Annotated in this window: 20 protein-coding genes; 7 read left to right on the forward strand and 13 right to left on the reverse strand. The window is 64.6% G+C overall.

Features of this window, described 5'->3' with window-relative positions:
- Nucleotides 1-34: 34 nt before the first annotated feature.
- Nucleotides 35-718 carry a phosphatase PAP2 family protein gene (locus HA399_RS01350; protein ID WP_404325782.1) on the reverse strand — a complete coding sequence of 228 codons (684 nt, stop codon included), beginning with the start codon at nucleotides 716-718 and terminating at the stop codon, nucleotides 35-37.
- A 533-nt stretch (nucleotides 719-1,251) separates the two neighbouring features.
- Between HA399_RS01350 and HA399_RS01355 the strand changes: the two genes are divergently transcribed.
- Entirely contained in the window at nucleotides 1,252-1,758 is a 507-nt protein-coding gene (locus tag HA399_RS01355; RefSeq protein WP_404325783.1) for an META domain-containing protein, read from the forward strand.
- 110 nt (nucleotides 1,759-1,868) lie between these two features.
- On the opposite strand, the gene HA399_RS01360 is transcribed toward HA399_RS01355, so the two are convergent.
- Nucleotides 1,869-4,712: a valine--tRNA ligase gene (locus HA399_RS01360; RefSeq protein ID WP_404325785.1), complete on the reverse strand. Its 2,844-nt coding sequence runs from the start codon at nucleotides 4,710-4,712 to the stop codon at nucleotides 1,869-1,871.
- 262 nt (nucleotides 4,713-4,974) lie between these two features.
- On the opposite strand from HA399_RS01360, the gene HA399_RS01365 reads away from it, so the two are divergent.
- Nucleotides 4,975-7,929, forward strand: a complete 2,955-nt coding sequence (locus HA399_RS01365; protein WP_404325787.1) for an ATP-binding protein — start codon at nucleotides 4,975-4,977, stop codon at nucleotides 7,927-7,929.
- Between the two features lie 15 nt (nucleotides 7,930-7,944).
- On the opposite strand, the gene HA399_RS01370 is transcribed toward HA399_RS01365, so the two are convergent.
- The 3 genes from HA399_RS01370 to HA399_RS01380 all read right to left on the reverse strand — a co-directional run bounded on the left by HA399_RS01370 (nucleotide 7,945) and on the right by HA399_RS01380 (nucleotide 11,425).
- Nucleotides 7,945-8,415: a DNA polymerase III subunit chi gene (locus HA399_RS01370; protein WP_043333207.1), complete on the reverse strand. Its 471-nt coding sequence runs from the start codon at nucleotides 8,413-8,415 to the stop codon at nucleotides 7,945-7,947.
- 249 nt (nucleotides 8,416-8,664) lie between these two features.
- Complete coding sequence (locus HA399_RS01375; RefSeq protein WP_192838659.1) at nucleotides 8,665-9,759, reverse strand: branched-chain amino acid aminotransferase; 1,095 nt, start codon at nucleotides 9,757-9,759, stop codon at nucleotides 8,665-8,667.
- 145 nt (nucleotides 9,760-9,904) lie between these two features.
- Nucleotides 9,905-11,425 carry a leucyl aminopeptidase gene (locus tag HA399_RS01380; RefSeq protein WP_043333204.1) on the reverse strand — a complete coding sequence of 507 codons (1,521 nt, stop codon included), beginning with the start codon at nucleotides 11,423-11,425 and terminating at the stop codon, nucleotides 9,905-9,907.
- Between the two features lie 412 nt (nucleotides 11,426-11,837).
- On the opposite strand from HA399_RS01380, the gene lptF reads away from it, so the two are divergent.
- Genes lptF through HA399_RS01395 form a run of 3 tightly spaced genes read left to right on the forward strand, consistent with a single transcriptional unit; the run spans nucleotide 11,838 to nucleotide 14,471 of the window.
- Nucleotides 11,838-12,932: an LPS export ABC transporter permease LptF gene (gene lptF / locus HA399_RS01385; protein ID WP_082388186.1), complete on the forward strand. Its 1,095-nt coding sequence runs from the start codon at nucleotides 11,838-11,840 to the stop codon at nucleotides 12,930-12,932.
- Nucleotides 12,932-14,014 (forward strand): LPS export ABC transporter permease LptG, encoded by a 1,083-nt coding sequence (lptG, locus tag HA399_RS01390; RefSeq protein WP_213113694.1) that lies wholly within the window; start codon nucleotides 12,932-12,934, stop codon nucleotides 14,012-14,014. The genes lptF and lptG overlap by 1 nt, the downstream gene beginning before the upstream one ends.
- Entirely contained in the window at nucleotides 14,007-14,471 is a 465-nt protein-coding gene (locus HA399_RS01395) for an RDD family protein (protein ID WP_235506925.1), read from the forward strand. The genes lptG and HA399_RS01395 overlap by 8 nt, the downstream gene beginning before the upstream one ends.
- A gap of 157 nt (nucleotides 14,472-14,628) precedes the next feature.
- Here the strand turns inward: HA399_RS01395 and HA399_RS01400 are convergent, their stop codons facing one another.
- On the reverse strand, nucleotides 14,629-15,453 hold the full coding sequence (locus tag HA399_RS01400; RefSeq protein WP_404325789.1) for a hypothetical protein: 825 nt from the start codon (nucleotides 15,451-15,453) through the stop codon (nucleotides 14,629-14,631).
- Between the two features lie 632 nt (nucleotides 15,454-16,085).
- Between HA399_RS01400 and HA399_RS01405 the strand changes: the two genes are divergently transcribed.
- Both HA399_RS01405 and bfr read left to right on the forward strand, forming a co-directional pair.
- Nucleotides 16,086-16,289 carry a bacterioferritin-associated ferredoxin gene (locus HA399_RS01405; protein WP_043333196.1) on the forward strand — a complete coding sequence of 68 codons (204 nt, stop codon included), beginning with the start codon at nucleotides 16,086-16,088 and terminating at the stop codon, nucleotides 16,287-16,289.
- 399 nt (nucleotides 16,290-16,688) lie between these two features.
- The gene (gene bfr, locus HA399_RS01410; protein WP_043333195.1) at nucleotides 16,689-17,168 is read left to right on the forward strand and encodes a bacterioferritin; all 480 of its coding nucleotides are present in this window, start codon (nucleotides 16,689-16,691) and stop codon (nucleotides 17,166-17,168) included.
- A gap of 93 nt (nucleotides 17,169-17,261) precedes the next feature.
- Here the strand turns inward: bfr and HA399_RS01415 are convergent, their stop codons facing one another.
- The 7 genes from HA399_RS01415 to HA399_RS01445 all read right to left on the reverse strand — a co-directional run bounded on the left by HA399_RS01415 (nucleotide 17,262) and on the right by HA399_RS01445 (nucleotide 23,407).
- On the reverse strand, nucleotides 17,262-18,383 hold the full coding sequence (locus HA399_RS01415; protein WP_404325790.1) for a 5-(carboxyamino)imidazole ribonucleotide synthase: 1,122 nt from the start codon (nucleotides 18,381-18,383) through the stop codon (nucleotides 17,262-17,264).
- 3 nt (nucleotides 18,384-18,386) lie between these two features.
- Nucleotides 18,387-18,905, reverse strand: coding sequence for a 5-(carboxyamino)imidazole ribonucleotide mutase (gene purE / locus HA399_RS01420; RefSeq protein WP_043333193.1), 519 nt, complete (start codon nucleotides 18,903-18,905; stop codon nucleotides 18,387-18,389).
- Between the two features lie 221 nt (nucleotides 18,906-19,126).
- On the reverse strand, nucleotides 19,127-19,384 hold the full coding sequence (locus tag HA399_RS01425; RefSeq protein ID WP_225347491.1) for a DUF1653 domain-containing protein: 258 nt from the start codon (nucleotides 19,382-19,384) through the stop codon (nucleotides 19,127-19,129).
- 73 nt (nucleotides 19,385-19,457) lie between these two features.
- On the reverse strand, nucleotides 19,458-20,342 hold the full coding sequence (gene tcdA, locus HA399_RS01430) for a tRNA cyclic N6-threonylcarbamoyladenosine(37) synthase TcdA (RefSeq protein ID WP_404326873.1): 885 nt from the start codon (nucleotides 20,340-20,342) through the stop codon (nucleotides 19,458-19,460).
- Between the two features lie 215 nt (nucleotides 20,343-20,557).
- Nucleotides 20,558-21,496, reverse strand: a complete 939-nt coding sequence (locus tag HA399_RS01435) for a pseudouridine synthase (RefSeq protein ID WP_404325792.1) — start codon at nucleotides 21,494-21,496, stop codon at nucleotides 20,558-20,560.
- 133 nt (nucleotides 21,497-21,629) lie between these two features.
- Nucleotides 21,630-22,466: a putative DNA-binding domain-containing protein gene (locus HA399_RS01440; protein WP_404325794.1), complete on the reverse strand. Its 837-nt coding sequence runs from the start codon at nucleotides 22,464-22,466 to the stop codon at nucleotides 21,630-21,632.
- Nucleotides 22,463-23,407 carry a DUF692 domain-containing protein gene (locus HA399_RS01445; RefSeq protein WP_404325795.1) on the reverse strand — a complete coding sequence of 315 codons (945 nt, stop codon included), beginning with the start codon at nucleotides 23,405-23,407 and terminating at the stop codon, nucleotides 22,463-22,465. The genes HA399_RS01440 and HA399_RS01445 overlap by 4 nt, the downstream gene beginning before the upstream one ends.
- Nucleotides 23,408-23,549: the final 142 nt, after the last annotated feature.

A 23,549-nucleotide genomic window follows, 5' to 3' on the forward strand; every position in this document is an offset into this window, starting at 1 on the left:
TCAGGTTCTTGAATGCAGGTTCACGAATGCTGCTTCAGGAGCGCTGCTTGAATCGGGTCAGCGCGTTTTCCATGCCACGGGCAACGGTGGTCGCCAGTGGTGTGCACAGCACCCAGGGCAACGCGATCAGTGCAATGCTGAGCGAGCCCAGATAGACATCGCTGAACCAGTGAGCGCCGACCATGATCCGCGGAGCGCTCAGCAGTACCACGAACGCCAGGCTGCACAGGGCGATGCGGCGCGGTGCGAAGGCCAGCATGAAACTCGCGAATACCATCAGCATCAGGCCGTGATCCCCCGGGAAGCTGTTCGACGCCGAATCCTTGGTCTTGAAGGACACCAGCTCGGAGAGATGCTGTGCGTGGCTGAAGAAGCGCGTCGGGCTGGCATGGCCATAGCTGATGGCGCGCAGCACGAACAGCGAGAGCAGGCCCGCCGTCAGCAGCATGGTGATGCCGATGCTGGTCCAGCGGCGATAGCGGGCAGGCTGCTGATCAGTGAGCATCGCCCAGCAGAACAATACCCCCATCATGGCGAAGGCCACGGCGTCGAAGGCGCGCGTGTTCAGAATGCCGAGCAGCGTGTCCCAGTGCGGGTTGAGCGGTGTGATGAACTGGTTGAAGTCCCAGAAGACATCGCGGTCGAGGGTGGGCCAGAAATCCAGCGCCGGTATCCACCAGCACGCCAGCAGCGCCACACCGAGCGCATTCAGGAGCACCAGTCGTCGCAGGTTGAATCCCGTCTGCGCCCTGTGCGACCTGTGCGAGCGGGGCGGGGGCGAGGGTTGCACGTGCGGAGCCTGCTGCGAACCACTGACTCGCTGTGAAGACGCAGTATCAGCGGCGTGCATGGAAGGACTGTCGGGGGCGGCGGGAGTCATGTCGTGTCAGCTCTGCAGGGCTCATGTCGGGACAGGCGCACTCAGGTCGGTAGCTCGCTGGCCAGAGGACTCGAGACAGGCGACGCGGAGTGGCGATCTGGTCGAAATTCTAGAGCAGGCTCCGCTTTGAAAACACTGTTTTCAAAGTTGGCGAGGTGGACAGATGGTTGCGTCCATCGCGCTGCTGGCAAGCCGGCGGTAGTCCGGCAGGTGACACTCAGGCGCATGGCGTGAGGGCCTGTCGTTCATGACAGCCGTGCGCATGATCGCTACCCTTGCTGTCATGTCCGTTCCTTACCCACCGTTCTCTCCGTCTGCCGGGTGATTGCCGTTGCCGGCAATGCCACTGGCGGGCGCCACAGGAGTCATCCATGTCCATTACCGTGCGTCGTCTATCGCGTTATACCTCCGTGGGGTTCGCTATCTCCTTGCTGGCTGGCTGCGCGGCCATGACACAGCATCCGCAGGGCAGTGACTCATCGGGTGCCGCTGCTCCTGCCCTGGTGGGCACCCAATGGAGTTTCTCCGCCACGGATGCCAGTGAAGAGGCCGCCAACTTCCTGCTGCAGCCCCCCAGTCAGCAGCAGCTGGCAGACGAGGAGGACGACCGTCTGCGTCTGGTCGGCAGCAATGGTTGCAACCGCCTGATGGGGCCGGTGGTGCTGGATGAGTCGCGTCAGACGCTGGATATCGGCCCGCTGGCCTCGACCATGAAGATGTGTCCCAACCCCGAGCAGTCCAACGCCTTCAATCGCATGCTCGAGGATGTGGCCAGTTACCAGATCACCGGCAGTGGGGAGAGCGCTCGGCTGCGCGTGATGGATGACACCGGCTATCTGCTGGCGACCTTCATGCCGCTGGAAGGCCCCGCCGAGTAATTGCTCGGCGCGCTTGTGAGGGCGCTTCGCGAGCGGGCTGCCAGAAACGAGAAAGCCCCCTGCACCGTTCGGTGCAGGGGGCTTTTGCTTGCGTGAAGCGCGTGCGTGACTTACAGCGCTTCGATCTTGACGCGCTGGCTTTCCAGCAGCGCAAGTTCCGCCTGGGCGTCGGCCAGCTTGGCACGCTCCTTCTCGACCACATCAGCCGGTGCACGACCGACGAACTTCTCGTTGCCGAGCTTGTTCTCGAGGCCGGTGATGACCTTCTGCTGCTTCTCGTGCTCCTTGTCGATGCGCTTGAGCTCGGCTTCCTTGTCGATCAGGCCTGCCATCGGCACCAGCACTTCCAGCTCACCGACGCGCTGGATGGCGGACATCGGGGCTTCGTCGCCTGCCGCCAGGAAGGTGATGCTTTCCAGACGTGCCAGCTTGGAGAGGAACAGGCGGTTGGCTTCCAGACGCTCGGCATCGCCAGCCGCGCCGTTCTGCAGGAAGACTTCCAGCGGCTTGGCCGGTGACAGGTTGAGCTCGCCGCGCACGTTGCGGATGGCGATGATGATGCCTTTCAGCCACTCGATATCGCGGATGGCCTGCTCATCGATCCGGTCGGCTTCGGCCTGCGGCCACGCCTGGCTCATGATGCTCTCGCCCTCCACCGGCTTGCCGGCGTGCGGTGCGATACGCTGCCAGATCTCCTCGGAGATGAACGGCATCATCGGGTGGATCAGGCGCAGGATGGTCTCGAGGGCGCGCACCAGGGTGCGACGCGTGCCGCGCTTGGCTTCGATGCTGGCGTTGTCGTCCCACAGAACCGGCTTGGACAGCTCCAGATACCAGTCGCAGTACTCGTTCCAGATGAACTCGTAGAGCGCCTGGGAGGCGTGGTCGAAGCGGAACTCTTCCAGCGCGCGGGTGACCTGCTGCTCGGTCTGCTGCAGGCGCGCGATGATCCAGCGATCGGCCAGCGACAGTTCGACGGCTTCGCCGTTGACGCCGCAATCCTGGTCCTCGGCATTCATCAGCACGTAGCGCGCCGCATTCCACAGCTTGTTGCAGAAGTTGCGATAGCCATCGAGACGGCCCATGTCGAACTTCACGTCACGCCCGGTGGAGGCGAGTGACAGCAGGGTGTAGCGCAGGGCATCGGTACCGTGAGGCTCGATGCCTTCCGGGAACTCGTTGCGCGTGGCCTTGGCGATCGCCTTGGCCTTCTTCGGCTGCATCATGTTGCCGGTACGCTTCTCGACCAGCTCCTCGATGCCGATGCCGTCGATCAGGTCGATGGGATCGAGCACGTTGCCCTTGGACTTGGACATCTTCTGACCGAGGCTGTCACGCACCAGACCATGCACGTAGACCTTGCGGAACGGCACTTCACCCTTGAACTTCAGGGTGAACATGATCATCCGCGCCACCCAGAAGAAGATGATGTCGAAGCCGGTGACCAGCACGTCGGTGGAGTGGAAGGTCTTGAGTTCTTCCGTGTCCGCCGGCCAGCCGAGGGTGCCGAAGGTCCACAGCGCGGAGCTGAACCAGGTGTCGAGGACGTCTTCGTCCTGACGCAGTTCGACGTCGGCACCCAGGTTGTTCTCGGCGCGGACTTCTTCTTCATTGCGGCCGACGTAGACGTTGCCGTCGTTGTCGTACCAGGCCGGAATGCGGTGGCCCCACCACAGCTGACGCGAGATGCACCAGTCCTGCAGGTCACGCATCCACGCGAAGTACATGTTCTCGTAGTTCTTGGGCACGAACTCGATGTCGCCGTTCTCGACCGCTTCGATGGCCGGACGCGCCAGCTCCTCGACGGCCACGAACCACTGGTCCGTCAGCAGCGGCTCGATGACATCGCCGGAGCGGTCACCGTGCGGCAGGGTGTTGTTGACGGCCTCGACCTGCTCCAGCAGGCCCAGCGCGTCCATGTCGGCGACCAGCTTCTCGCGGGCGACGAAGCGATCCAGACCGGCGTAGGCGGCCGGCAGGCTGGCGTCTTCCTGGGGCTGCGGACGGCCCTGGAGGTCATAGATCTCGGCGCGCTGCAGGATGGTGGCATCCTGGCTCATCACGTTGATCAGCAGATGGCCCTGACGCTTGCCGACTTCGTAGTCATTGAAGTCGTGGGCCGGGGTGATCTTGACGCAACCGGAGCCCTTTTCCATATCGGCGTGTTCATCGGCGACGATGGGGATGCGACGGCCGACCAGCGGCAGCTCGATGAACTTGCCGACCAGGCTTGCGTAGCGCTCATCCTTGGGATTGACGGCCACGCCGGTGTCACCCAGCAGGGTTTCCGGGCGCGTGGTGGCGACGATGACGTAGTCCTTGCCATCGGCGGTCTTGACGCCATCGGCCAGCGGGTAGCGGAAGTGCCAGAAGCTGCCCTGCTGATCGCGGTTCTCGACTTCGAGATCGGAAATCGCGGTGTGCAGGGTCGGGTCCCAGTTGACCAGACGCTTGCCGCGGTAGATCAGGTCTTCCTTGTGCAGGCGCACGAAGACTTCCTGCACCGCCTTGTAGAAGCCGTCATCCATGGTGAAGCGCTCGCGCTTCCAGTCGATGCTGGTGCCCATGCGACGCAGCTGGCGGGTGATGTTGCCGCCGGACTCTTCCTTCCACTCCCAGATCTTGTCGGTGAAGGCTTCGCGGCCGAGGTCATGGCGGGTCTTGCCTTCTTCGGCGGCGACCTTGCGCTCGACCAGCATCTGGGTGGCGATACCGGCGTGGTCGGTGCCTACCTGCCACAGGGTGTTGCGACCCTGCATGCGGCGCCAGCGGACCAGGGTGTCCATGATGGAATCCTGGAAGGCGTGGCCCATGTGCAGGGAGCCGGTGACGTTGGGCGGCGGGATGACCAATGAGAAGCTCTCGCCCTGGCCTGACGGCGCAAAGCGGTTGTCGGATTCCCAGCGCTCGTACCAGCGCGTCTCGATGGCGTTCGGTTGGTAGGTCTTGTCCATGGGTCTGCATTGATCCGGTTGGGCGGGGCGTCCCGCGCCGGCTCAAGGAGCGGTCAGCGCAGGCAGAAAATGGGCTCGATTATAGCGCCGCTGATGACGGGCGTCATTCGGTCTTGGCGGGCAGGCCCTCATGGCGTCTGGCAGACGCTGTTTTCACAAAGCAGGCAACATCCACGCACTGATGCCGTATCCTGTTGCGACCTCATGAGCCGAGGCTTGCCGCCTCGCACACTTCCCATTCTCTCACGCTCGCGGAGCCGCAATGTCCAAGCCTCGCCCCACGGACGGTGCCCCTCGTCCGACACGTCGTTGGGTCTGGCATGAACTGCTGCGTCATGCGCTGGTGCCATTGCTGGTGCTCGAGGTGGCGCTGCTGGGCTGCTATCTGGTGTTGCACTGGCTGGTCTCCGGGCAGCAGGACTCCACGCGCAGTGAGCTGGTGAATACCCAGCTCGAGCAGCTGACCCATTACGAGGCAGAGCACATCAGCCTGCTGGCGGACGACTGGCGCAGTGATGCCCGCCAGCTGGCGCGCAGCACTCTGCGTCACATGGACACCCCCGTGACGGCCCGCCAGCGCGAGCAGGAGCTGCAGCGCCACATGAGCGCGGGCGACGGCACCCTGTACGTCGCCGAGAACGATGGTGGCGCCGGCTCCTATTACTCCTCGCTGGTGCCCAGCTATCTGCAGGACCACGACAAGGTGGTGCGCCTCTCGGCAATGGATGCCCAGGTGTCGGACATGCTCGCCACGCAACCCGAGCTGCGCCAGATCTGGTTCTCCGGCTACGACGGCTACTTCCGCATATCGCCGTGGACCGATACCCGCAACATCTTCACGCCCGGCGTCGACCTCACCAGCTACGGCTTCTACTACCTGGCGGATGACCGCAACAACCCGAGCCGTGGCGCCGTCATCACGCCGCCCTACCAGGACCCGGTCGGCAGCGGCTGGCTGGTCTCGACGCTGATGCCGGTCCATCGCGGCGACTTCCTCGAAGGCGTGGTCGGCATCGACGTCACCCTCGATTCTCTGGTCGAGCGGCTCGAGAATGCCGAGCTGCCCTGGGGCGCCTATCTGATTCTGGTGAGTGACGATGTCGTAATGGCCATGCCGAGTGTCGGCGAGCAGGATTTCGGCCCCCAGCCCGACCCTGAAGTGGTGCCGATGCCGCTGCTGCACGATCGCTTCCTCGATACGGCGCATGATGTCGAGAACTCCCCGGCCATGGCGCACCTGCTGCGCAGCATCTCGGATGAGGCGCAGGGCGTGCGCAGCGTTTCCTTGCTCGCCGGTGAGCGGCTGGTCGGCTGGCAATCGGTGCCGGGCACCGACTGGCGGTTGCTGGCGGTGGTGGATGCGCAGCAGGTCAACAGCGGCATCGATATCTGGAATGAGCGCTTCAATCAGCTGGGCTACGTGATGCTGGTGGGGCTGATTCTGTTCTTCTTCGCCCTGCTGGTAGTGATGCGGTGGCGGGCCGAAGCCATGGCGGCCACCCTGTCCGAATCACTGGCACGCCTCAGCGACATGGCGCTGCGCATCGGTCGCGGCCAGCCCGTGGTGCGCGAGCGCTTCCAGCTCCAGGAGCTGGACCAGGCCGGTGAGGCGCTGCGCGAAGCGGCCCAGCGGCGCGACCAGATCGAGCTTGAACGCGCCGAAGGTGCGCGGCACGTCGAGATGGTGATGGCGGCCTCCGGCGATGCCACCTGGCGCTATGACTTCGATCAGGACGATCTCTACCTGCACGAGAATTTCTTCCTGATGCTGGGGCTGCCGGTCCGCGCCAGCATGCATCTGGCGGACCTTGACGCCATGATGCACCCGGAAGACCTCGTCGGTCTGCTCGAGGCGCGCTGGCGAGTCATGCACGGTGAGAGCTGGGCCGAGGCGCGCGACGTGCGCTATCGGCATGCGCGTGGTCACTGGGTCTGGGTGCAGATTCGCGGCCAGATCACCCGGCGTGATCATGAGGGCCGGCCTCAGCGCGCCACCGGGCTTGCGCTGGACATCCAGCGCCACAAGCAGTCACTCAAGCTGCTGGAGGCGGCCCGCGACAGTGCCACCGAGGCCAGCCAGTCCAAGTCGCGTTTCTTCTCGAGTTTCAGTCACGAGATTCGCACCCCGCTCAACGCCATCATGGGCTTCACGGATCTGCTCTGCGAGGAAGCCGACCTGACCCGCGAGCAGCGCCGCTACGTGGATGAGGCCAGTCATGCGGCGGCACAGCTGTCGGCGCTGATCGAGGACGTGCTGCAGATGTCGAGTCTGGAAGCCGGTGACCTGCCGCTGGATTGCCAACCTCTCTCGGTGGGCCAGAAACTGATCCGGCTGGCGGGGCAATATCAGCCGCGCCTGGAGAGTGCCAACCTGACGCTGTCACTGGCACTGGAAGGCGAGTCACTGTGGCTGAATGCCGACCAGCGCCGTCTGGATCAGATTCTCGGCAACCTGATGGGCAATGCCATCAAGTACAACCGCGAGGGGGGCTGGATTCGTCTGGCCATCGGCCAGGAGCGCAATGCCAGCGGAGTGGAGATGGGCTGGGTGGAAATCACCGATGGCGGCTTCGGCTTTGATTCCGCGCAGGCGGTCCAGCTGTTCCAGCCGTTCTCGCGTCTGGGGCGTGAAGATTCAGGCATCGAGGGCACCGGGCTCGGGTTGGCGCTGTCGCGAGAGCTCGCCCGCCGCATGGGCGGTGACATCACGGCGCGGGGCGAACTGGGCGAGGGCGCCAGCTTCCGGGTCTGGTTGCCGCTGGCGGATGTCAGTGCCCATGAGCGCGTCGTTCAGGCGGCGTGGTCGGCGGAGAAGGTGCTGCCGGTGCCCTGTCGCTGGCTGGTGATCAGCACGCGGGCGCAGGACCGTCTGCGCCTCGAGGTGATCGGCAGTCACGTCGCCAATCTGGAGATCATCATCGCCAGCAGTGCGGCCCAGGCGTTGCGCCTGGTGCGAGATGTCAGCCCGTGTCTGGTCATCTTCGGCGATGTGCCGGACATGAACGTGGCGGCGCTGTTCGCCGAGATCCAGCGCATGCCGCGCGAACTGCCGTTGTGGGCCGTGCGTATCGGGGAGCGTGACGCCAGCGAGGCCGCAGGCGGCCTGCCCGAGGCCTTCTTCGACAGTGGTGAAAGTCCGCCCGGCATGGACGATATCGAGCGCTGGATGACGCATCTGATGGTCAGCTTCCAGCGTGCCTGCGATACGGACCGCTGACGCATGGCGTGTCGCTCAGCTGACGCCCTTGAGCTGATGCGAGCGCACGGCATAACCGCGCGACTTGTAGGTGCGCCAGCATTCGCGCTTGGTCACCAGCACATCCTGATGCTGATTGATGATCTCGGCGACGCGCTCGAAGCGTGAGAACCACTCGGGAATCTCGGGGTGCAGGTTGAGCAGCGCCTCGATACCCGGCGCCGGGGCGTCCTGCCAGCCGATGGTGACCGGCGGGCGCGGCACGTCATCGGCGTGTTCGGCCTCGCGGGCGGCCATGTCGAGATCGATATCCAGCGCATGGGGCACGAAGCTTTCCGGGCGGAACTGCCACAGATGCTCATCGAATTGGCGCGCCATCGCCTCGTCCTCGACATGCACATGCAGGCGAAAGCCCTTGGCGTGGATGGTCTCGGCCAGCCGGCAGGCGAATTCCAGCCGGGCTTCCAGCGTGGTGTCGGGCAGGATGTAGAAGTCGATCTGGGTCATGGGCACCGCTCGGGCAAGGAATTCTCGAGCGCTCAGGATACCGCACTCGCCGCGCGGCTTCGATGCAGCCTGCATTCCGTGATGTCTTTCCGCAGTCAGATATCCGTGCGCCAGAAACCCCAAGGCCCGCCTCTTGCGAGGCGGGCCTTGGGGTTTCGGTCATCCCTCAAGCCACAGGGGCGGGCTCGAGGGCTTGTTCCCGTGCACTAATGTCAGCGCACTTATGTCCGTGCACTTATGTCCGTGCACTTATGCCAGACGAGTCATCCAGCCACGCGTGTCTTCGGCGCGACCATATTGCAGATCCAGCAGCTGGCTGCGCAGACGCATGGCGACATCGCCGGCGTTGGCGGTCAGGTCGAGGCGACCTTCTTCACTGACCAGCTCGCCCACCGGGGTGATGACGGCGGCGGTGCCGCAGGCGAACACCTCGGTGATCTCGCCGGAGGCGATGCCTTCACGCCACTCGTCGATGCTGATCGGGCGCTCTTCCGGCGTCAGGCCCAGATCGGTCGCCAGGGTCAGGATGGAGTCACGGGTGACACCTTCCAGAATGGTGCCGGTCAGGCGCGGCGTGACCAGACGGCCGTCCTTGAAGACGAAGAACAGGTTCATGCCACCCAGTTCCTCGACCCACTTGTTCTCGGCGGCGTCCAGGAACACGACCTGGTCACAGCCATTGGCGGAAGCTTCGCTCTGCGCGGCCAGTGAACCCGCGTAGTTGCCGCCACACTTGGCGAAACCGGTACCGCCGGCGGCCGCACGGTTGTAGTGCGAGGACAGCCAGATGGAGACCGGCTTGATGCCGCCCTTGAAGTAGGCCGCCACCGGTGAGGCGATCACGTAGTAATCGACTTCACGCGACGGACGCACGCCGAGGAAGGCTTCGCTGGCGATCATGAACGGACGCAGATAGAGGCTGCATTCGTCACTGACGCTGGCCGGAGTCGGCACCCAGGCGCTGTCCTGCGCGAGCAGGGCCTTGAGCGAGCCGACGAAGTCCTCGTCGGACAGCTCCGGCAGTGCCAGACGGCGGGCGGAGTTGCGGAAACGTGCGGCGTTCTTCTCGGGGCGGAAGGTCCACACCGAGCCGTCTTCATGACGGTAGGCCTTGATGCCTTCGAAGATTTCCTGGGCGTAGTGCAGTACCGAGGCGGCGGGGTCGAGGCTCAGCGGGCCGTAGGGGCGGACTTCATGGCCGTGCCAGCCGCCGTCGGCGGTCCAGCGTACATGGGCCATGTGATCGCTGAAGTGACGGCCGAAGCCGGGATTGGCCAGAATGGTGTCACGAACGGCAGCATCCGCCGGTTGCGTGGACGCGCGGACGTCGAAGCCTTTGGTCACGTGGGTGTCTCCGTAGCAGCGAGACCCCCGACGCGGAACGCCGGGGGTCGAATCATTTTTATAGGACCTCTCGGGTCAGCGGTGCCGAGTGGCGTCGCGACCCGCGTGTCTCAACGCTAGCACGCTATCGAGAGCATGCGAAGCCTCAGACGGTCTCTTCCTGCGGGGCGCTGAGTTCCGCTTCGCGATCCAGCAGGTATTGGGTCAGAAGGCCCACCGGGCGGCCGCTGGCGCCTTTCTGCTTGCCGGACATCCAGGCGGTGCCGGCGATGTCCAGATGCGCCCACGGGAAGGTGTCCGCGAAGCGTGACAGGAAGCAACCTGCGGTGATCATGCCGGCTTCGCGACCGCCGATGTTGGCGATGTCGGCGAAGTTGGAATCCAGCTGCGTCTGATATTCGTCCCACAGCGGCATGTGCCAGGCGCGGTCCCAGGCTTCTTCGCCGGCGTCGAGCAGGTCGAGCGCCAGGTCATCATCGTTGGAGATCAGGCCGGTGGCGTGATTGCCCAGCGCGATGACGCAGGCGCCGGTCAGGGTGGCGATGTCGACGACGCTGGCCGGCTCGAAGCGCTCGGCGTAGGTCAGTGCATCGCACAGCACCAGACGGCCTTCGGCGTCGGTGTTGAGGACTTCGACGGTCAGACCCTTCAGGGTCTTGATGATGTCGCCCGGCTTGGTGGCGCGGCCGTCCGGCATGTTCTCGGCGCTGGCCACGATGGCCACCACGTTGAGCTTGGGCTTGAGTTCCAGCACGGTGCGCATGGTGCCGAACACGCTGGCCGCGCCGCCCATGTCGTACTTCATCTCGTCCATGCCGGCGCCCGGCTTGAGCGAGATGCCGCCGGTATCGAAGGTGATGCCCTTGCCGACCAGCACGTGCGGGGCTTCGTTCTCGTCTTCCGCGCCGCGGTATTCCATCACGATCAGGCGGCTCGGCTCTTCACTGCCGCGGCCGACCGACAGCAGGGACAGGGCGCCGAGCTCCTCGAGCTCTTCCTCGCCGAGCACGGTCACTTTCAGGGCGCCATCGGAGGCGGCACCCAGTTGCTCGGCACGCTCGCCCAGGTAGCGCGGCGTGCAGATGTTGCCCGGCAGATTGCCCAGCGTGCGCGCTTCATTGACGCCCATGCCGATGGCGGCACCGACGCGCAGGCCGGCTTCCAGTTCGGCCTGACGCTGCTTGTCGGCACTAACCACGCTCAGGCGGGTCAGAGAGACGGGCTCACCCGGCTTGCTCTTCATCTCGGTGAAGCGATAGGCAGTGCGCAGTGCGCTCTCGGCGATCATGCGCGCCATCCAGTCAGCCTCACGCAGCTCGAGATTCAGCTCGAGACCAGCGAAGGCCGCGTCTTCGATGGGCAGCTTGAGCAGGGCAGTCATAGCGGCATCGAGGCCACGCTTGTAACGGCTTTCGTCGAGCTTTTCCTCACTGCCGAAACCGGCCAGCAGCAGGCGCTGAGCGCCGAGGCCCGGAGCGAAGGGCACCAGCAGGGTATTGCCGAGCTCGGGCTTGAAGTCGCCGCGCTCGATCAGCTGGGAGATCAGCTTCTCGCTGGCATCGTCGAGTCGTGCCGCAGCACCGGTGAGGTCGCCCTCGATGACAGGTACCACGATGCAGGCGGTTTCAAGCTGGGCCGGATTGGCAGTGACTACAGGAAATTCCATGGCAACTCCACGCGCGCGAGTGAGGGTACGAAGATGAACAGTACAAGGATGAAGGATGTCGTCAGGCCAGGCGTGCCCGGCTCGCGGCGACATCGGGGTCATGGTCTGGATGGGGGCGCAGACCGCTCATGACAAGCTGAGCTGGCATGCACGAGTGAGGGCAGTCCATCATGTCAGGCTGTCCACGTGCAATGCCTGCAGCCGCGACAAGGCAGCATCCTTTCTGGATAATGCTGCTGCATGAGGGGGAGCCGCTCCCGTCCAGTCTTCAGACCCGTGCCGCCAGTGTACGCAAAGGCTGCGCACCATGCATGAGGGGGATGATGCCTTCATGTGATCACGACCATTCCTCCACCGGCTATCATCGATCTGGTCAACACGCTCGCTTGCGAGCGGGAAACAGGAGTTCCACTTGATCATCTTCCGCTACCTGACACGCGAGATACTCACCACCATGGCCGCCGTGGCCGGGGTGCTGATGCTTGTCATCATGGGCAGCCGATTCATCCGCTATTTCAGTGATGCGGCGGAGGGGGATTTCCCGGCGTCGATTCTCGGCAGCCTGATGCTCTATCACCTGCCGGGTTTCTTCGAACTGCTGCTGCCGCTGTCCTTCTTCCTCGCCGTGTTGCTGGCCTTCGGTCAGCTGTACATGAACAGCGAGATCACCGTGCTGGTCGCCTGTGGCGTCGGCCCGGAGCGCCTGCTGCGGGTCACCCTGCTGCCGGCGCTGTTGATCACGGCGCTGGTCGCGGCCTGCAGCCTCTATCTGACGCCTGCCGGCGCGCTCAAGAATGAGCTGTTGCTCGAGCAGCAGAAGCAGAAGACCGACTTCTCGATTCTCGGTGCGGGACGCTTCCAGGAGATCGGCAATCGCACCGTCTATGCCGAGAGCATGAGCGATGACAACAGCGAGCTGGAAAACGTCTTCATCGCCGAGGCAGGTGACAGCAATGCCGCCAGCACGCCCGACAGCGAACCGAGCCAATCGGTGGTGCGCGCCGAGCGTGCCTTCCAGGAAGTCAGCCCCGAGACCGGCAGTCGCTATCTGGTGTTGAGCGACGGTACGCGCTACGGGGTGGAGCCCGGCAAGGCGATCGCCCAGCGACTGGGCTTTGATCGCTACGGCGTGCGCATCACCGAGGGCCAGGACGCCGCGGCCCTCAAGGAAGACATCGAGCTTGCGACCACGGCGCAGCTCTGGGCTTCCGATCTCCCGGAGGCCAAGGCCCAGCTGCAGTGGCGCATCTCGCTGCCGTTGATGGTGCCGATCCTGATGCTGATCGGCCTGCCGCTGGCACGCGTCAATCCGCGTCAGGGGCGTTTCGCGCGTCTGCTGCCGGCCATCTTCGTGCACATCACCTATCTCAGCCTGTTGATCGCGGCGCAGAATGCCGTCGCATCCGAGAAGTACCCGGCCGCCATCGGCCTGTGGCCCATTCACGGCGTCTATCTGGCGCTCGGCATCTGGCTGAGCTGGCGCGACAACCGCGGAGGTGGCCGCTGATGCTGCTTGATCGTCTCGACCGTTACATCGCCCGCAATGTGCTGGTGGCCATGCTGGTAGTGCAGGTACTGATTCTCGGGCTCGACCTGATGATCACCTACATCAATGATCTGGGGGATGTGAAAGGCGACTACGGCGCCTTTGAAGTGCTCCTCTATCTGCTGATGCGTCTGCCGTCGCGCTTCTACGAATTCGTGCCGGTCGGCGTACTGCTGGGCGCCCTGATCGGGCTGGGCAGCATGGCCTCGAGCAATGAGCTGACCATCATGCGCGCCGCCGGTCGTTCACTGACGCGCATTCTGTGGGGCGTGATGAAGCCGCTGGGGCTGGTCATCGCCATCACCATGGCGGTCGGTGAATACGTCGCCCCCGTCACCGAACTGCAGGCCGACGCCTGGCGCGCCGAGAAGCAGCAGGGCGCAGGCGCCGTCTATGCCGAGGGTGGCGGCTGGCAGCGCGAGGGCAACGACTACTACCGATTCGGCTCGATTCGCAGCGATGATGTGGTGCTCAACGTCACCCGCTATCGCTTCGATGACGAGCGCCATCTGACCCAGGCGCTCTACGCCAGGCGCGCCGTCTGGGAGAGCGATGGCTGGACGCTGGAGGCGGTGCAGACCACCACCTTCGAGTCCCAGGATGGCGAGCCGAGCGCCACCACGGTGGCTCAGCAGGAGACCCGCGAGTGGGACACCCAGCTGACGCCGGACCTGCTCAAGCTGGTCATCAGCGACCCCAAGCAGCAGTCAGCCTCCGACCTGTGGCGCTATTCCCGCTACCTGCAGGACCAGGGGCTGTCGGCCAATCAGCCGCTGCTCTACTTCTGGCAGAAGATTCTGCAGCCGCTGACACTGGCGGCGCTGGTGCTGGTGGCCGCCTCCTTCGTCTTCGGGCCCTTGCGCACGGTGGCGGCGGGGACACGGGTCTTCTACGGCATCGTGGTCGGCCTGCTGTTCAAGTATCTGCAGGACCTGCTCGCCCCGGCCTCGGTGGTGTTCGGCTTCGCGCCCATCTGGGCGGTGCTGGCGCCGATGCTGGCCTGTTACGTGATCGGCCTGCTGCTGATCCGGCGCAGTGGCTAGGGGCGCCCCGCACTCTCGCCGCCGTCTCGACCCGCAGGGAGCGCGCCCTGCGGGCCTGATGCGGCGTCTGGGCGGCGTGGTCTATGACGCCTTCCTCGTGATGGCGTTGTTGATCGTGCTGGGCTTCATCGGCGTCGCCGTCAATGGCGGTGAGGCCAATCAGTCACCGCTGTTCCGCAGTCTGTTGCTGGTGGCGATGTTCGCCTTCTTCGGCGGCTGCTGGAGTCGCAGTGGCATGACGCTGGGCATGCAGGCCTGGCGACTGCGCATCGAGACGCCACAGGGCCATGTCCCGACGCTGCAGCAGTGCCTGATACGCTTTGTGGTTGCCGGGCTGTCATTGGGCGCCTGCGGGCTGGGGTACGTCTGGCAGCTGTGGGACCCTGAGCAGCGCAGCTGGCAGGACATCGCCTCCGGCACTCGCGTGGTGGTGCTGCCCAAGCCGCGGCGCGAGTGAGGCACCAATAGGGAGCCTCTGGCGCGTGCGCCATGCAGGAAAGCAGTGAGCTCATCCAGAAGTCATCTCAGCCAGACGTGATCTCAATCAGATAAAAAAACGCCCCGCCAGTCATCGACTGGCGGGGCGTTGTGTTTTCCGCGAGTGCAGGGGGTGATCAGACGCCCAGCAGGCCATCCAGGCGCGTGATGATGCGCTCCACACTGGTGCGTGACACCACCAGGCTGTCTTCCTGTGCCGCCGTCTCGGGCAGCTCGCGCGGCAGGTCGATCACCGCGGTACCCATGCCTTCCAGGCGCACGCCCTCGCGATAGCGCACGAAGGACAGCTGACCGATCGGGCGCTGGCCATCGTGATCGAGGCGCGCCAGACGCGTGAAGGCGCTGACGGTATCGAGCACCGGCGCGCTGGTCAGCGGCAGGTGTGTCAGGCGCCATGCCAGCCAGCCATCGATGTCGACGGCTTCATCGCGCAGGGTGGCGAACCAGTGGCGCGCCTGATCCAGGCGGTAGCGAGCACGGCCCTGCTTGTCGAGCCACAGCACGTCGGCGCTGGCCTGGCGCGGGCTTTCCAGCTCGCCCGGCAGGTACAGCCAGGATTCGGTCAGGCGCTGCAGGGCGCCCGGCAGCGGCTCATCCAGGGTGCGCTCGTTCAGGGAGTCCAGCGCCGCGCTCAGGTCGCCCTGTTCCGCGCTCTCGCCGGTGTTGGAGTAACCGACGTTGTAGCGCCAGACGCGGTCGGAAATTTCCTGGGTGACCACGTGGTCATGGGGCAGAGCGATATGGCTCATCAGTTCACGCGCGTTGCAATGCTCATCCACCAGGCCTTCACGGCGGGCTTCACGATAGAGATTGCGCAGCAGCGGGGTCAGCGGCAGACGGTGGTGGTCACCGAAGCAGCTGCCGGCGTCGCGGACGGCGTCCAGATCAAGTGGCAGGTGGGACGTGGCGTGATGATCGGCGGTGGCGAGTTGTACTGACATGATATCGGGCTCCTTGCGGATTGGCGTTCGGAAATCGGCAGATAGGGCAACAGCAGACGGATTCAGGCCGGTCACGGCTTCAGCATGGCGCCCATCATCGGCATGCCGATGCGGGTCATGGCCATGAGGAGGCGGAGCGACGGAATCTCTTGCAGTGTCCTGTTCATGTTCTTTCCTGATTGCCTGGCGGGGCGTGGCAGTCATTTGCCTGCATCGTGACGCGGCGCTTCCCGTGAGCGAGGAGCTGGGCTGCGTTCAGCTGGGCTGCGTTCGAGTGACCCGCCTGAGTGATCGGCTAGCGATGACTCATTATGTTTTGGTGCGATTGTTTTTCGAATTGCATAAAAAATCGTTATACATACTAGCGGCCTCGTGTGAAATCGCAACCCTACCTTTCTGTCAGCCACGGGCCATCATTCTTTATACGGCGCTGGCTTTCCCCACGGCAATGGCTTTGTGAGGCTGATGTGGCCTGCTTATGACATCGTGTGTTCCGCAACCGTAAACCGGCCAGAAATCGCCTCGCTAAGTATTTGATATAACGTGTGAATGAGAATTTTTTGCAGTCAGGTGTTGCGCATGTTTCTGCGAATCATTTACATTTGTCTCACTTGGAGTGAGCGAGGTGAGCCATGTACGTCTGTCTGTGCAAAGGTGTGTCAGACCACAAGATCCGCGAAGTCGTGGAACAGGGAGCGCGCAGCTTCCGCGAAGTCCGTGAGCAGACCGGCTGCGCGACTCAGTGCGGCAAATGTGCCTGCATGGCCAAGACCATCACTCGCGAAGCGGTCGCGCGTGAAATGATGCCGGCAGAGGATCTCGCCTACGCGGTGTGATGCAGGCTCGAGCCCAGGCTCGCCTGTCGGCGACTGACACTCCAGTCGCCGCGCTGTCCATTGTTGCGTGATCCGTTCTCGTCGACTCCCGGCAAGTGCTCGCTTGCCTGACGCCCGCCACCTGGTCTCAAGACCGGGCGGCGGGCGTTTTCGTATGGGCGCCAGGCAATCCGGCGTCAGCCGCCACATGACAACGCGGATACCAATCCTTCCCATTTGCGCCTAAAAGTCGATAACTTGTTGGTATGTCTCGAAAAATTCATGTTTTTGCGCCATACTTGCCGCACCTGACCGATAGGGCACGCCTGACGTGCCCGCGCTGCGGCTGATGCATGCCGTCATCAGGCGCAGCACAGAACCTGACGCAAGCAGCAACCCTGACAAGAGAGGAATGGCGACATGAAAGGCGATCCCAAGATCATCGAGCATCTCAACACCATACTGGCCAACGAACTGGTCGCCATAAATCAGTACTTCCTGCATGCGCGCATGTACAAGGACTGGGGCCTCAAGCGCCTGGCCAAGTGGGAATACGACGAGTCCATCGAAGAGATGCGTCACGCCGACACCCTGATCGAGCGCATCCTGTTCCTGGAAGGTCTGCCCAACCTGCAGGACCTCGGCAAGCTGCGCATCGGCGAGAACACCAAGGAAATGCTCGAGTGCGATCTGGCGCTGGAGCACCAGGCACATGGCGATCTGAAGGAAGCGATCGCCTACGCCGAGCAGGTTCGCGATTACACCTCGCGTGACCTGTTCCGCAAGATCCTCGACGACGAGGAAGAGCACATCGATCACCTGGAGACCGAGCTGGGCCTGATCGAGAAGGTCGGCATCGAGCTTTACCTGCAGAAGCAGATCCACCACGAGATCGACTGATTCCGTGGCGGCTCGCTGAGCCGTGCCGAAACGAAAACGCCCCCGCTGCCGATGGCAGCGGGGGCGTTTTGTCTTCAGTGGCGCAGAACCGGCTTACTTGCCCAGTTCATTGACCAGCAGCGCTTCGACAGCCGCGATGCGGGCGTCGAGGCTCGCCTTGTCGGCGGCCAGCAGCGTGATGTGGCCGATCTTGCGCCCCGCACGCGGCGCCTTGCCGTAGTCGTGCAGACGCGCGCCGGGGATGGCGAGCACGGCGTCACGTTCCGGCATGCGGCCGATGATGTTGAGCATCGCGCAGGGCGTGAGCAGTGCGGTCTCGCCCAGCGGCATGCCGGCGACGGCACGCAGGTGATTCTCGAACTGGCTGGTGACGGCGCCTTCGATGCTCCAGTGCCCCGAGTTGTGCACACGCGGTGCGATCTCGTTGGCCAGCAGGCGCTCGCTGCCATCGGCGTCCTTGACGACGAAGAATTCGAAGGCCATCACGCCGACATAGTCGAGTTCGTGCATCACCTTGAAGGCAGCCGCCTCGGCTTCGGCCTGCAGGCCGTGGGAGTCGAGCGGCGTGGAGCAGTGCAGGATGCCGCTGCGATGTTCATTGCGCGACAGCGGCCAGGCGCGCGTCTCGCCATCGCGACCGCGTACCGCGATCACCGAGACTTCGTGATCGAAGGCGATGAAGCCTTCCAGGATCAGCGGCACGCTGCCGAGTTCGGCGAAGGTGTCGGCGACGTCGGCCATCTCGCGCAGCACCTTCTGGCCCTTGCCGTCATAGCCCAGCGTACGTGTCTTGAGCACGGCGGGCAGACCGATGGTCGCGACACCCGCTTCAAAGTCCGCCTGGCTGTCGACCAGCGCCAGCGGCGGCACCTCGATGCCCAGACGCATGAACAGCGACTTCTCGCTCCAGCGGTCACGCGCGGTATCCAGGGCGCCAGCCGGCGGGAAGGTCGGGCGCTCGGCTGCCAGACGCGCGACGGCGTCCGCCGGCACGTTCTCGAACTCGAAGGTGATGGCGTCAGAGGCCGCCACCAGCTGCGTCAGGGCCGCATCATCCTGCCAATCGGCGCAGAGATGATGACCGTGGACGCGACCGCAGGGCGAATCCGAAGGATCAAGGAAGGTGAAGCGGGCATTCAGGGCGGCGCCGGCCTGAGCCAACATGCGGCCCAGCTGACCGCCGCCGACGATACCGAAGCGGAACGGCTGGCTCATGGCTTACTCGCCTCCGTGGGACAGGCTGGGTGCGTCGGGGCGCGGGTCCGGGTTGTCGAGCACACGGTCGGTCTGCTCGGCACGGAAGTTGATCAGCGCGGTGCGAATGGCCGGGTACTTGTTGGCCAGCTGGCTGGCGGCCAGCAGCGCGGCATTCACGGCACCGGCGCGGCCGATGGCCAGCGTGCCGGTGGGGATGCCGGCGGGCATCTGCACGATGGAGAGCAGGGAATCGACACCTGACAGCATGCTGGACTGCACCGGCACGCCCAGCACCGGCAGCCAGGTCTTGGCGGCACACATGCCCGGCAGGTGCGCCGCGCCACCGGCACCGGCGATGATGACCTCAAGGCCACGCTCGGCAGCGGTATCGGCATAGTCGAACAGCAGGTCGGGCGTGCGATGGGCAGAGACGACCTTGACCTCGTGTTCGATCCCCAGCGCTTCCAGGGTTTCGACCGTATGGCACATGGTCGCCCAATCCGATTTTGATCCCATGATGACACCAACCAGTGCGCTCATGCTTCCTCCGCTCTTGACGTGGTATGAACCAGCTCACAGTGCCTGCCAGACGTGCCGGGCAGTGCGCTGTGTGGGCGTGGCCGAGCCGCGCGGGCAGATCATGCCCGCAAGCGGCTCAATGCGTATGTCTGGAAAAACAAGCGGCGCAGTATAGCACCGCGACCGACAGGCGGCATGTACCTGTCTGGTCGGTCAGGATGTGGGTGCGGCAAGGCCGCGGGTCAGCAGGACCACGCCGAGATCAGCGCGAAGCGTGGCACCGGCTCGCCCTGGATCTCGACGTTCTCCATGAACATGCTCAGCGGACGCACCCACAGCCCACATTCACCATAAAGAGCACGATAGACCACCAGCAGCTCTTCGGTCTCGCTGTGGCGACTGGTGCCGATCACTTCGTACTGCGCGCCCTTGTAGTGGCGGTAGAGACCCGGCACGGGACGATTTTCCGGCAGCGGTGGCATGGCAGGCAGGTCAGTCATGGCGATTTCCTTGAGGGTGAAGCCAAAAGCGAGAAGCAAGAAGCGGTGAAGCCAACAGCGAGAAGCAGGCGTATCAGTCGGCAGCGCTCGGCGCATCAGCCACAGAGGTGTCATCAGCGACAGGCGTGGCCTTGGCACCGCGGCGTGCGATGCGCGCCAGCGCGCGGGCAGCGGCGGTGAAGCCGAAGCTGCCGGTGACGAAGGTGGCCGCGCCGAAGCCGCCAGCGCAATCCAGGCGCGTGGCGCTGTCGCCGGGCTTGGTGGCACACACCTCGCCGTCGGCGCCGGGGTAGGTCAGCTGCTCGTCGGAATAGACGCACTCGACATCGAATCGGCGCTTCAGGTTGCGACTGAAATTGTAGTCGCGACGCAGCAGTGAGCGAACGCGCGCCAACAGCGGGTCCTGCTCGGTGCGAGCGAGATCACCGATCTGGATGCGCGTCGGGTCGAGCTGGCCACCGGCGCCGCCCGTCACGGTCAGGCCCAGCTTGCGCCGCTTGCACCAGGCGATCAGCGCTGTCTTGGCGGGCACGCTATCGATGGCGTCGATGACGTGATCGAGGTCGTCGTGGATCAGCTCGGCGAGATTGTCCGGCGTGACGAAGGCCGAGATGGCGTGGATCTTCATCTGCGGCGCGATCAGCTGGCAGCGCTCGGCCAGCACCTCGACCTTGGGACGGCCGATCTGGCCATCCAGCGCATGCAGCTGCCGATTGACGTTGGAGACGCAGACATCATCGAGATCAATCAGCGTCATCTCGCCGATGCCGGAGCGAGCCAGCGCCTCGGCGCTCCAGCTGCCGACGCCGCCGACCCCGATCACCGCGACATGCGCGTGACGGAAGTGGGCGAAGGCGCTGGCGCCGTAGAGGCGACGGATGCCACCGAAGCGGAAGTCGTAGTCGTCTTCTGCGGGGGCCTGACTGGCAGCGCCGGCCGCAAAGAAGCTCTCCAGCATCCGTTCGCTGGCTGAGGGCGTGCTGTCGTGGGTCGACGGCTCGCCTGAGGGCTGGCGTTCAGGGCTCTGTTCTTCAGAGCTTTTGTTTTCAGAGCTTTTATTGTCAGAACTCTGCTGTTCTGGGCTCATGTCGGTCGAGTCCGGGGTGTCGGAAGAGGTGGTCATACGCAGCTCGCGAATCTCGGGGGAACGGGTGGCAGTCGGCAGGGACACGTTCAGTCAGCCAGGTCGCCGGCGGGCGCATCGAGCCAGTGTCTGGTCGGGCATTCTGCCAGATGTTCAGCGTAGCGTTCGGGCAGATGGCCCAGCCAGCCGAAGCGCTCCATCAGTGCCGCGTAGGCACCTTCTGGCGGACACGACAGGCTCAGCCAGCCACCCTCGGGGTGAGGAAGCTCAAGCCCGACAGCCGCCAGCAGCAGGCGGGGGCATTCCAGTGTCGTGGCGAAGTAGCGATTGTAGTTGCCCTTGCCATGCTTGGCGTCGCCGATGATCGGGTAACCACGGCGTGACAGGTGACGGCGAATCTGATGGCGGCGGCCGGTCAGCGGACGGGCCTCGACCAGCGAGAAGCGCGACTGCGGGTAGCGATCGATGGCGATGGGCAGCTCGACCTGTGCCAGGCGGCGCGTGTCGGTGATGGCTTCCTGCTCCGGCATCTCGGCCTTGGGCAGCTTGCCATCTTCCTTGCGCAGGCCGTAATCGAGGCGTTGCTGCTCGGGCGCGACGCCGCGCACTATCGCCAGATAGCGCTTGCTGACCTGCTGCTCCTCGAAGGCGGTGCTCAGCTTGCGCGCCGCCTGGGGCGAGAGGCCAAACACCATCAGCCCTGATGTGGGGCGATCGAGGCGATGCACGGGGAAGACATGCTGGCCGATCTGGTCGCGCAGGCGCTGAAGCAGAAACTCGGTCTCGTGCTTGTCGATGGGGCTGCGGTGCACCAGCAGGCCCGATGGCTTGTGGACCACCACCAGCACTTCATCCTGGAACAGGATGTCGAGTGGCTCGGCGGGTTCAGTCAGCTCAACAGGCTCAGCCGGCTCAGTCACCTCAGCAGACTTGCCCTCGAGGGGCGTTGGCGTGGCGTCCGCCATCGGCGCAGGTGTCTGAGGCGCCGTCGGCGCGTCGGAGTGCGGAGCATCAGGAGAAGAGGGCATGGGCATCACGGCAGCAGGAAGACGAAAGCCGACCATCGCAATGAGGGTCGGCGTGTATTGTCCGGCTTTCGCCGCTGGCTGTCATGTCCGCTGTGGCGTCGGGCGCGCGGATGCCTGATGACAGGGCCTGATGTCAGGGCCTGATCAGCAGACCGGCGGCGAGCCACTGCACCAGCAGGTTGATCGCCACGCCCGGGGCTTGCTCTGCCCCCACCTGCGGCGTCAGCAGCTCACCGAGCCGGCCGAAGCTCAGGCCCTCGGCACCGGCCGCGAGGATGGCGCCGAGAGCCAGGTCTTCCAGCGGCTCGAGAGAGCGATAGTGCACCTCGGGCGCGCCAGCGGTGGGCTGACGCCAGACGATCCAGGGCGTGGGCGTGTCGGACTCGACCGGCGCGCGTGGCGGCTCATCGTTGTCGATGGCCTTCCAGATGGCCGGCGTATCGAAGTGAAACGAGAAGCGCTTGAGGGACGGATGCGCTGCCAGGGCCAGCTCTGGCCACTCCTCGGGGGCCAGCGTCTGCAGGGCCTCGACACTCAGCGGGGTGCTGTCCACCACATCCAGCGCCAGCCCCAAAGCCCACTCGAAGGCGGCCATCTCGGTGACCAGGGAGCGCTCGGGTTCGCGCGCCGCGACGAAGGCCGGGAAATGCTGGCCGGCCCAGCGAATCGAATAATGACTCGGCGGATGGGCCGCGAGGTAGTCACGACACAGCAGCCCGAAGGCGTCATCGCCGATCAGGGTGTGCACGGCCTCGAAATCCCCGCCGAAGACCTCGAAAAGCCGCAGCCGATAGGCCATCGCGTAGATGTCGAGGCGCTCCTCGGCACTGGCAAGCTGATCACTGATGACGGCCTCGGCCGCCGCGCTGCGGGTGTCAGGGCTCGGTGTCGCGAGGTAGGCGCCCGTGGTCTCCTGCAGTTGCATCAGGGCGCTGCGATCAGCACCGCCTGCGGGGCTCGCTTGCGTCATGCGCGCAGCCCTCCGTGGTCTGCCGTCTGATTCGCGCGCGTGGCATCCGCCAGCGGACGACCACTGCGGCGGCGCAGCTCGGCGTACTCCTGCATCAATTCCGACCAGGGCGGGAAGTTGTCGTCACGCTCGATCATGGTGGCGACATCGCCGAAGCGCTCCCGCGCGGCGTCATACAGCGTCCAAACGGCGTCCGGGACGGGCTGGTTATGGGTGTCGATGCATAGCTCGCCGCCGGAGACTTCCTGCCGGATATGCCCGGCCAGATGGTGCTGCCAGACGCGTTCTGCCGGCATGGCGTCCAGATAGGTCAGCGGGTCGAAGCCATGATTGTGGCTCGAGACGATGACGTTGTTCAGGTCGAGCAGGATCAGGCAGTCGGCGCGGCGGCTGACCTCGGCCAGAAACTCCCATTCGCTCATCTCGTCAGGGCGCCAGGTCAGATAGCTGGAGACATTTTCCAGCAATAACTGACGGCCGAGCGCGTTCTGGACCTGATCGATGCGTTCGGCCAGATGATCGATGGTGGCATCGGTATAGGGCAGCGGCAGCAGGTCGTGGAACTGATGCGCGCCGGTACGCGTCCAGCACAGGTGATCGGAGACCCACAGCGGTTCGATGCGCTCACACAAGGCGCGCAGCTCGCGCAGGTAACGGCTGTCGATGGGATGGCTGCCACCGATGGACAGCGAAACGCCATGCAGGGCGATGGGGTAGTGCTCGCGGACACGCTCGAGATGATGCAGTGGCTTGCCGCCGGCACTCAGACCTCCGGATTCGCTGGCGCCGTGGCCCATGTAGTTCTCGCTGATGGCCTCGAACCAGTCGATGTCCGGCAGCGTCGTCAGAATCTCGTGATAGTACTCGGGGCGCAGGCCCAGCCCCTGACCGATGCCGGCGCTGGCGGGCGTGGGCAGGCGAGCGGTGACAGCTGTCGTCATGCGTGAATCCTCTTCTGAGCGAAGGCAGAGGGTGCGGAAAAGGGCGAGGCAGAGGGCGAGTCAGGAGCGCTGAAAGACACCCGCCAGGGTTTCCGGACAGAAACAGAGCCAGAACCAGAGCTAGAGCCAGAACCAGAGCTAG

Source organism: Cobetia sp. UIB-001, assembly GCF_044789135.1.
GTDB classification, from domain to species: domain Bacteria; phylum Pseudomonadota; class Gammaproteobacteria; order Pseudomonadales; family Halomonadaceae; genus Cobetia; species Cobetia amphilecti.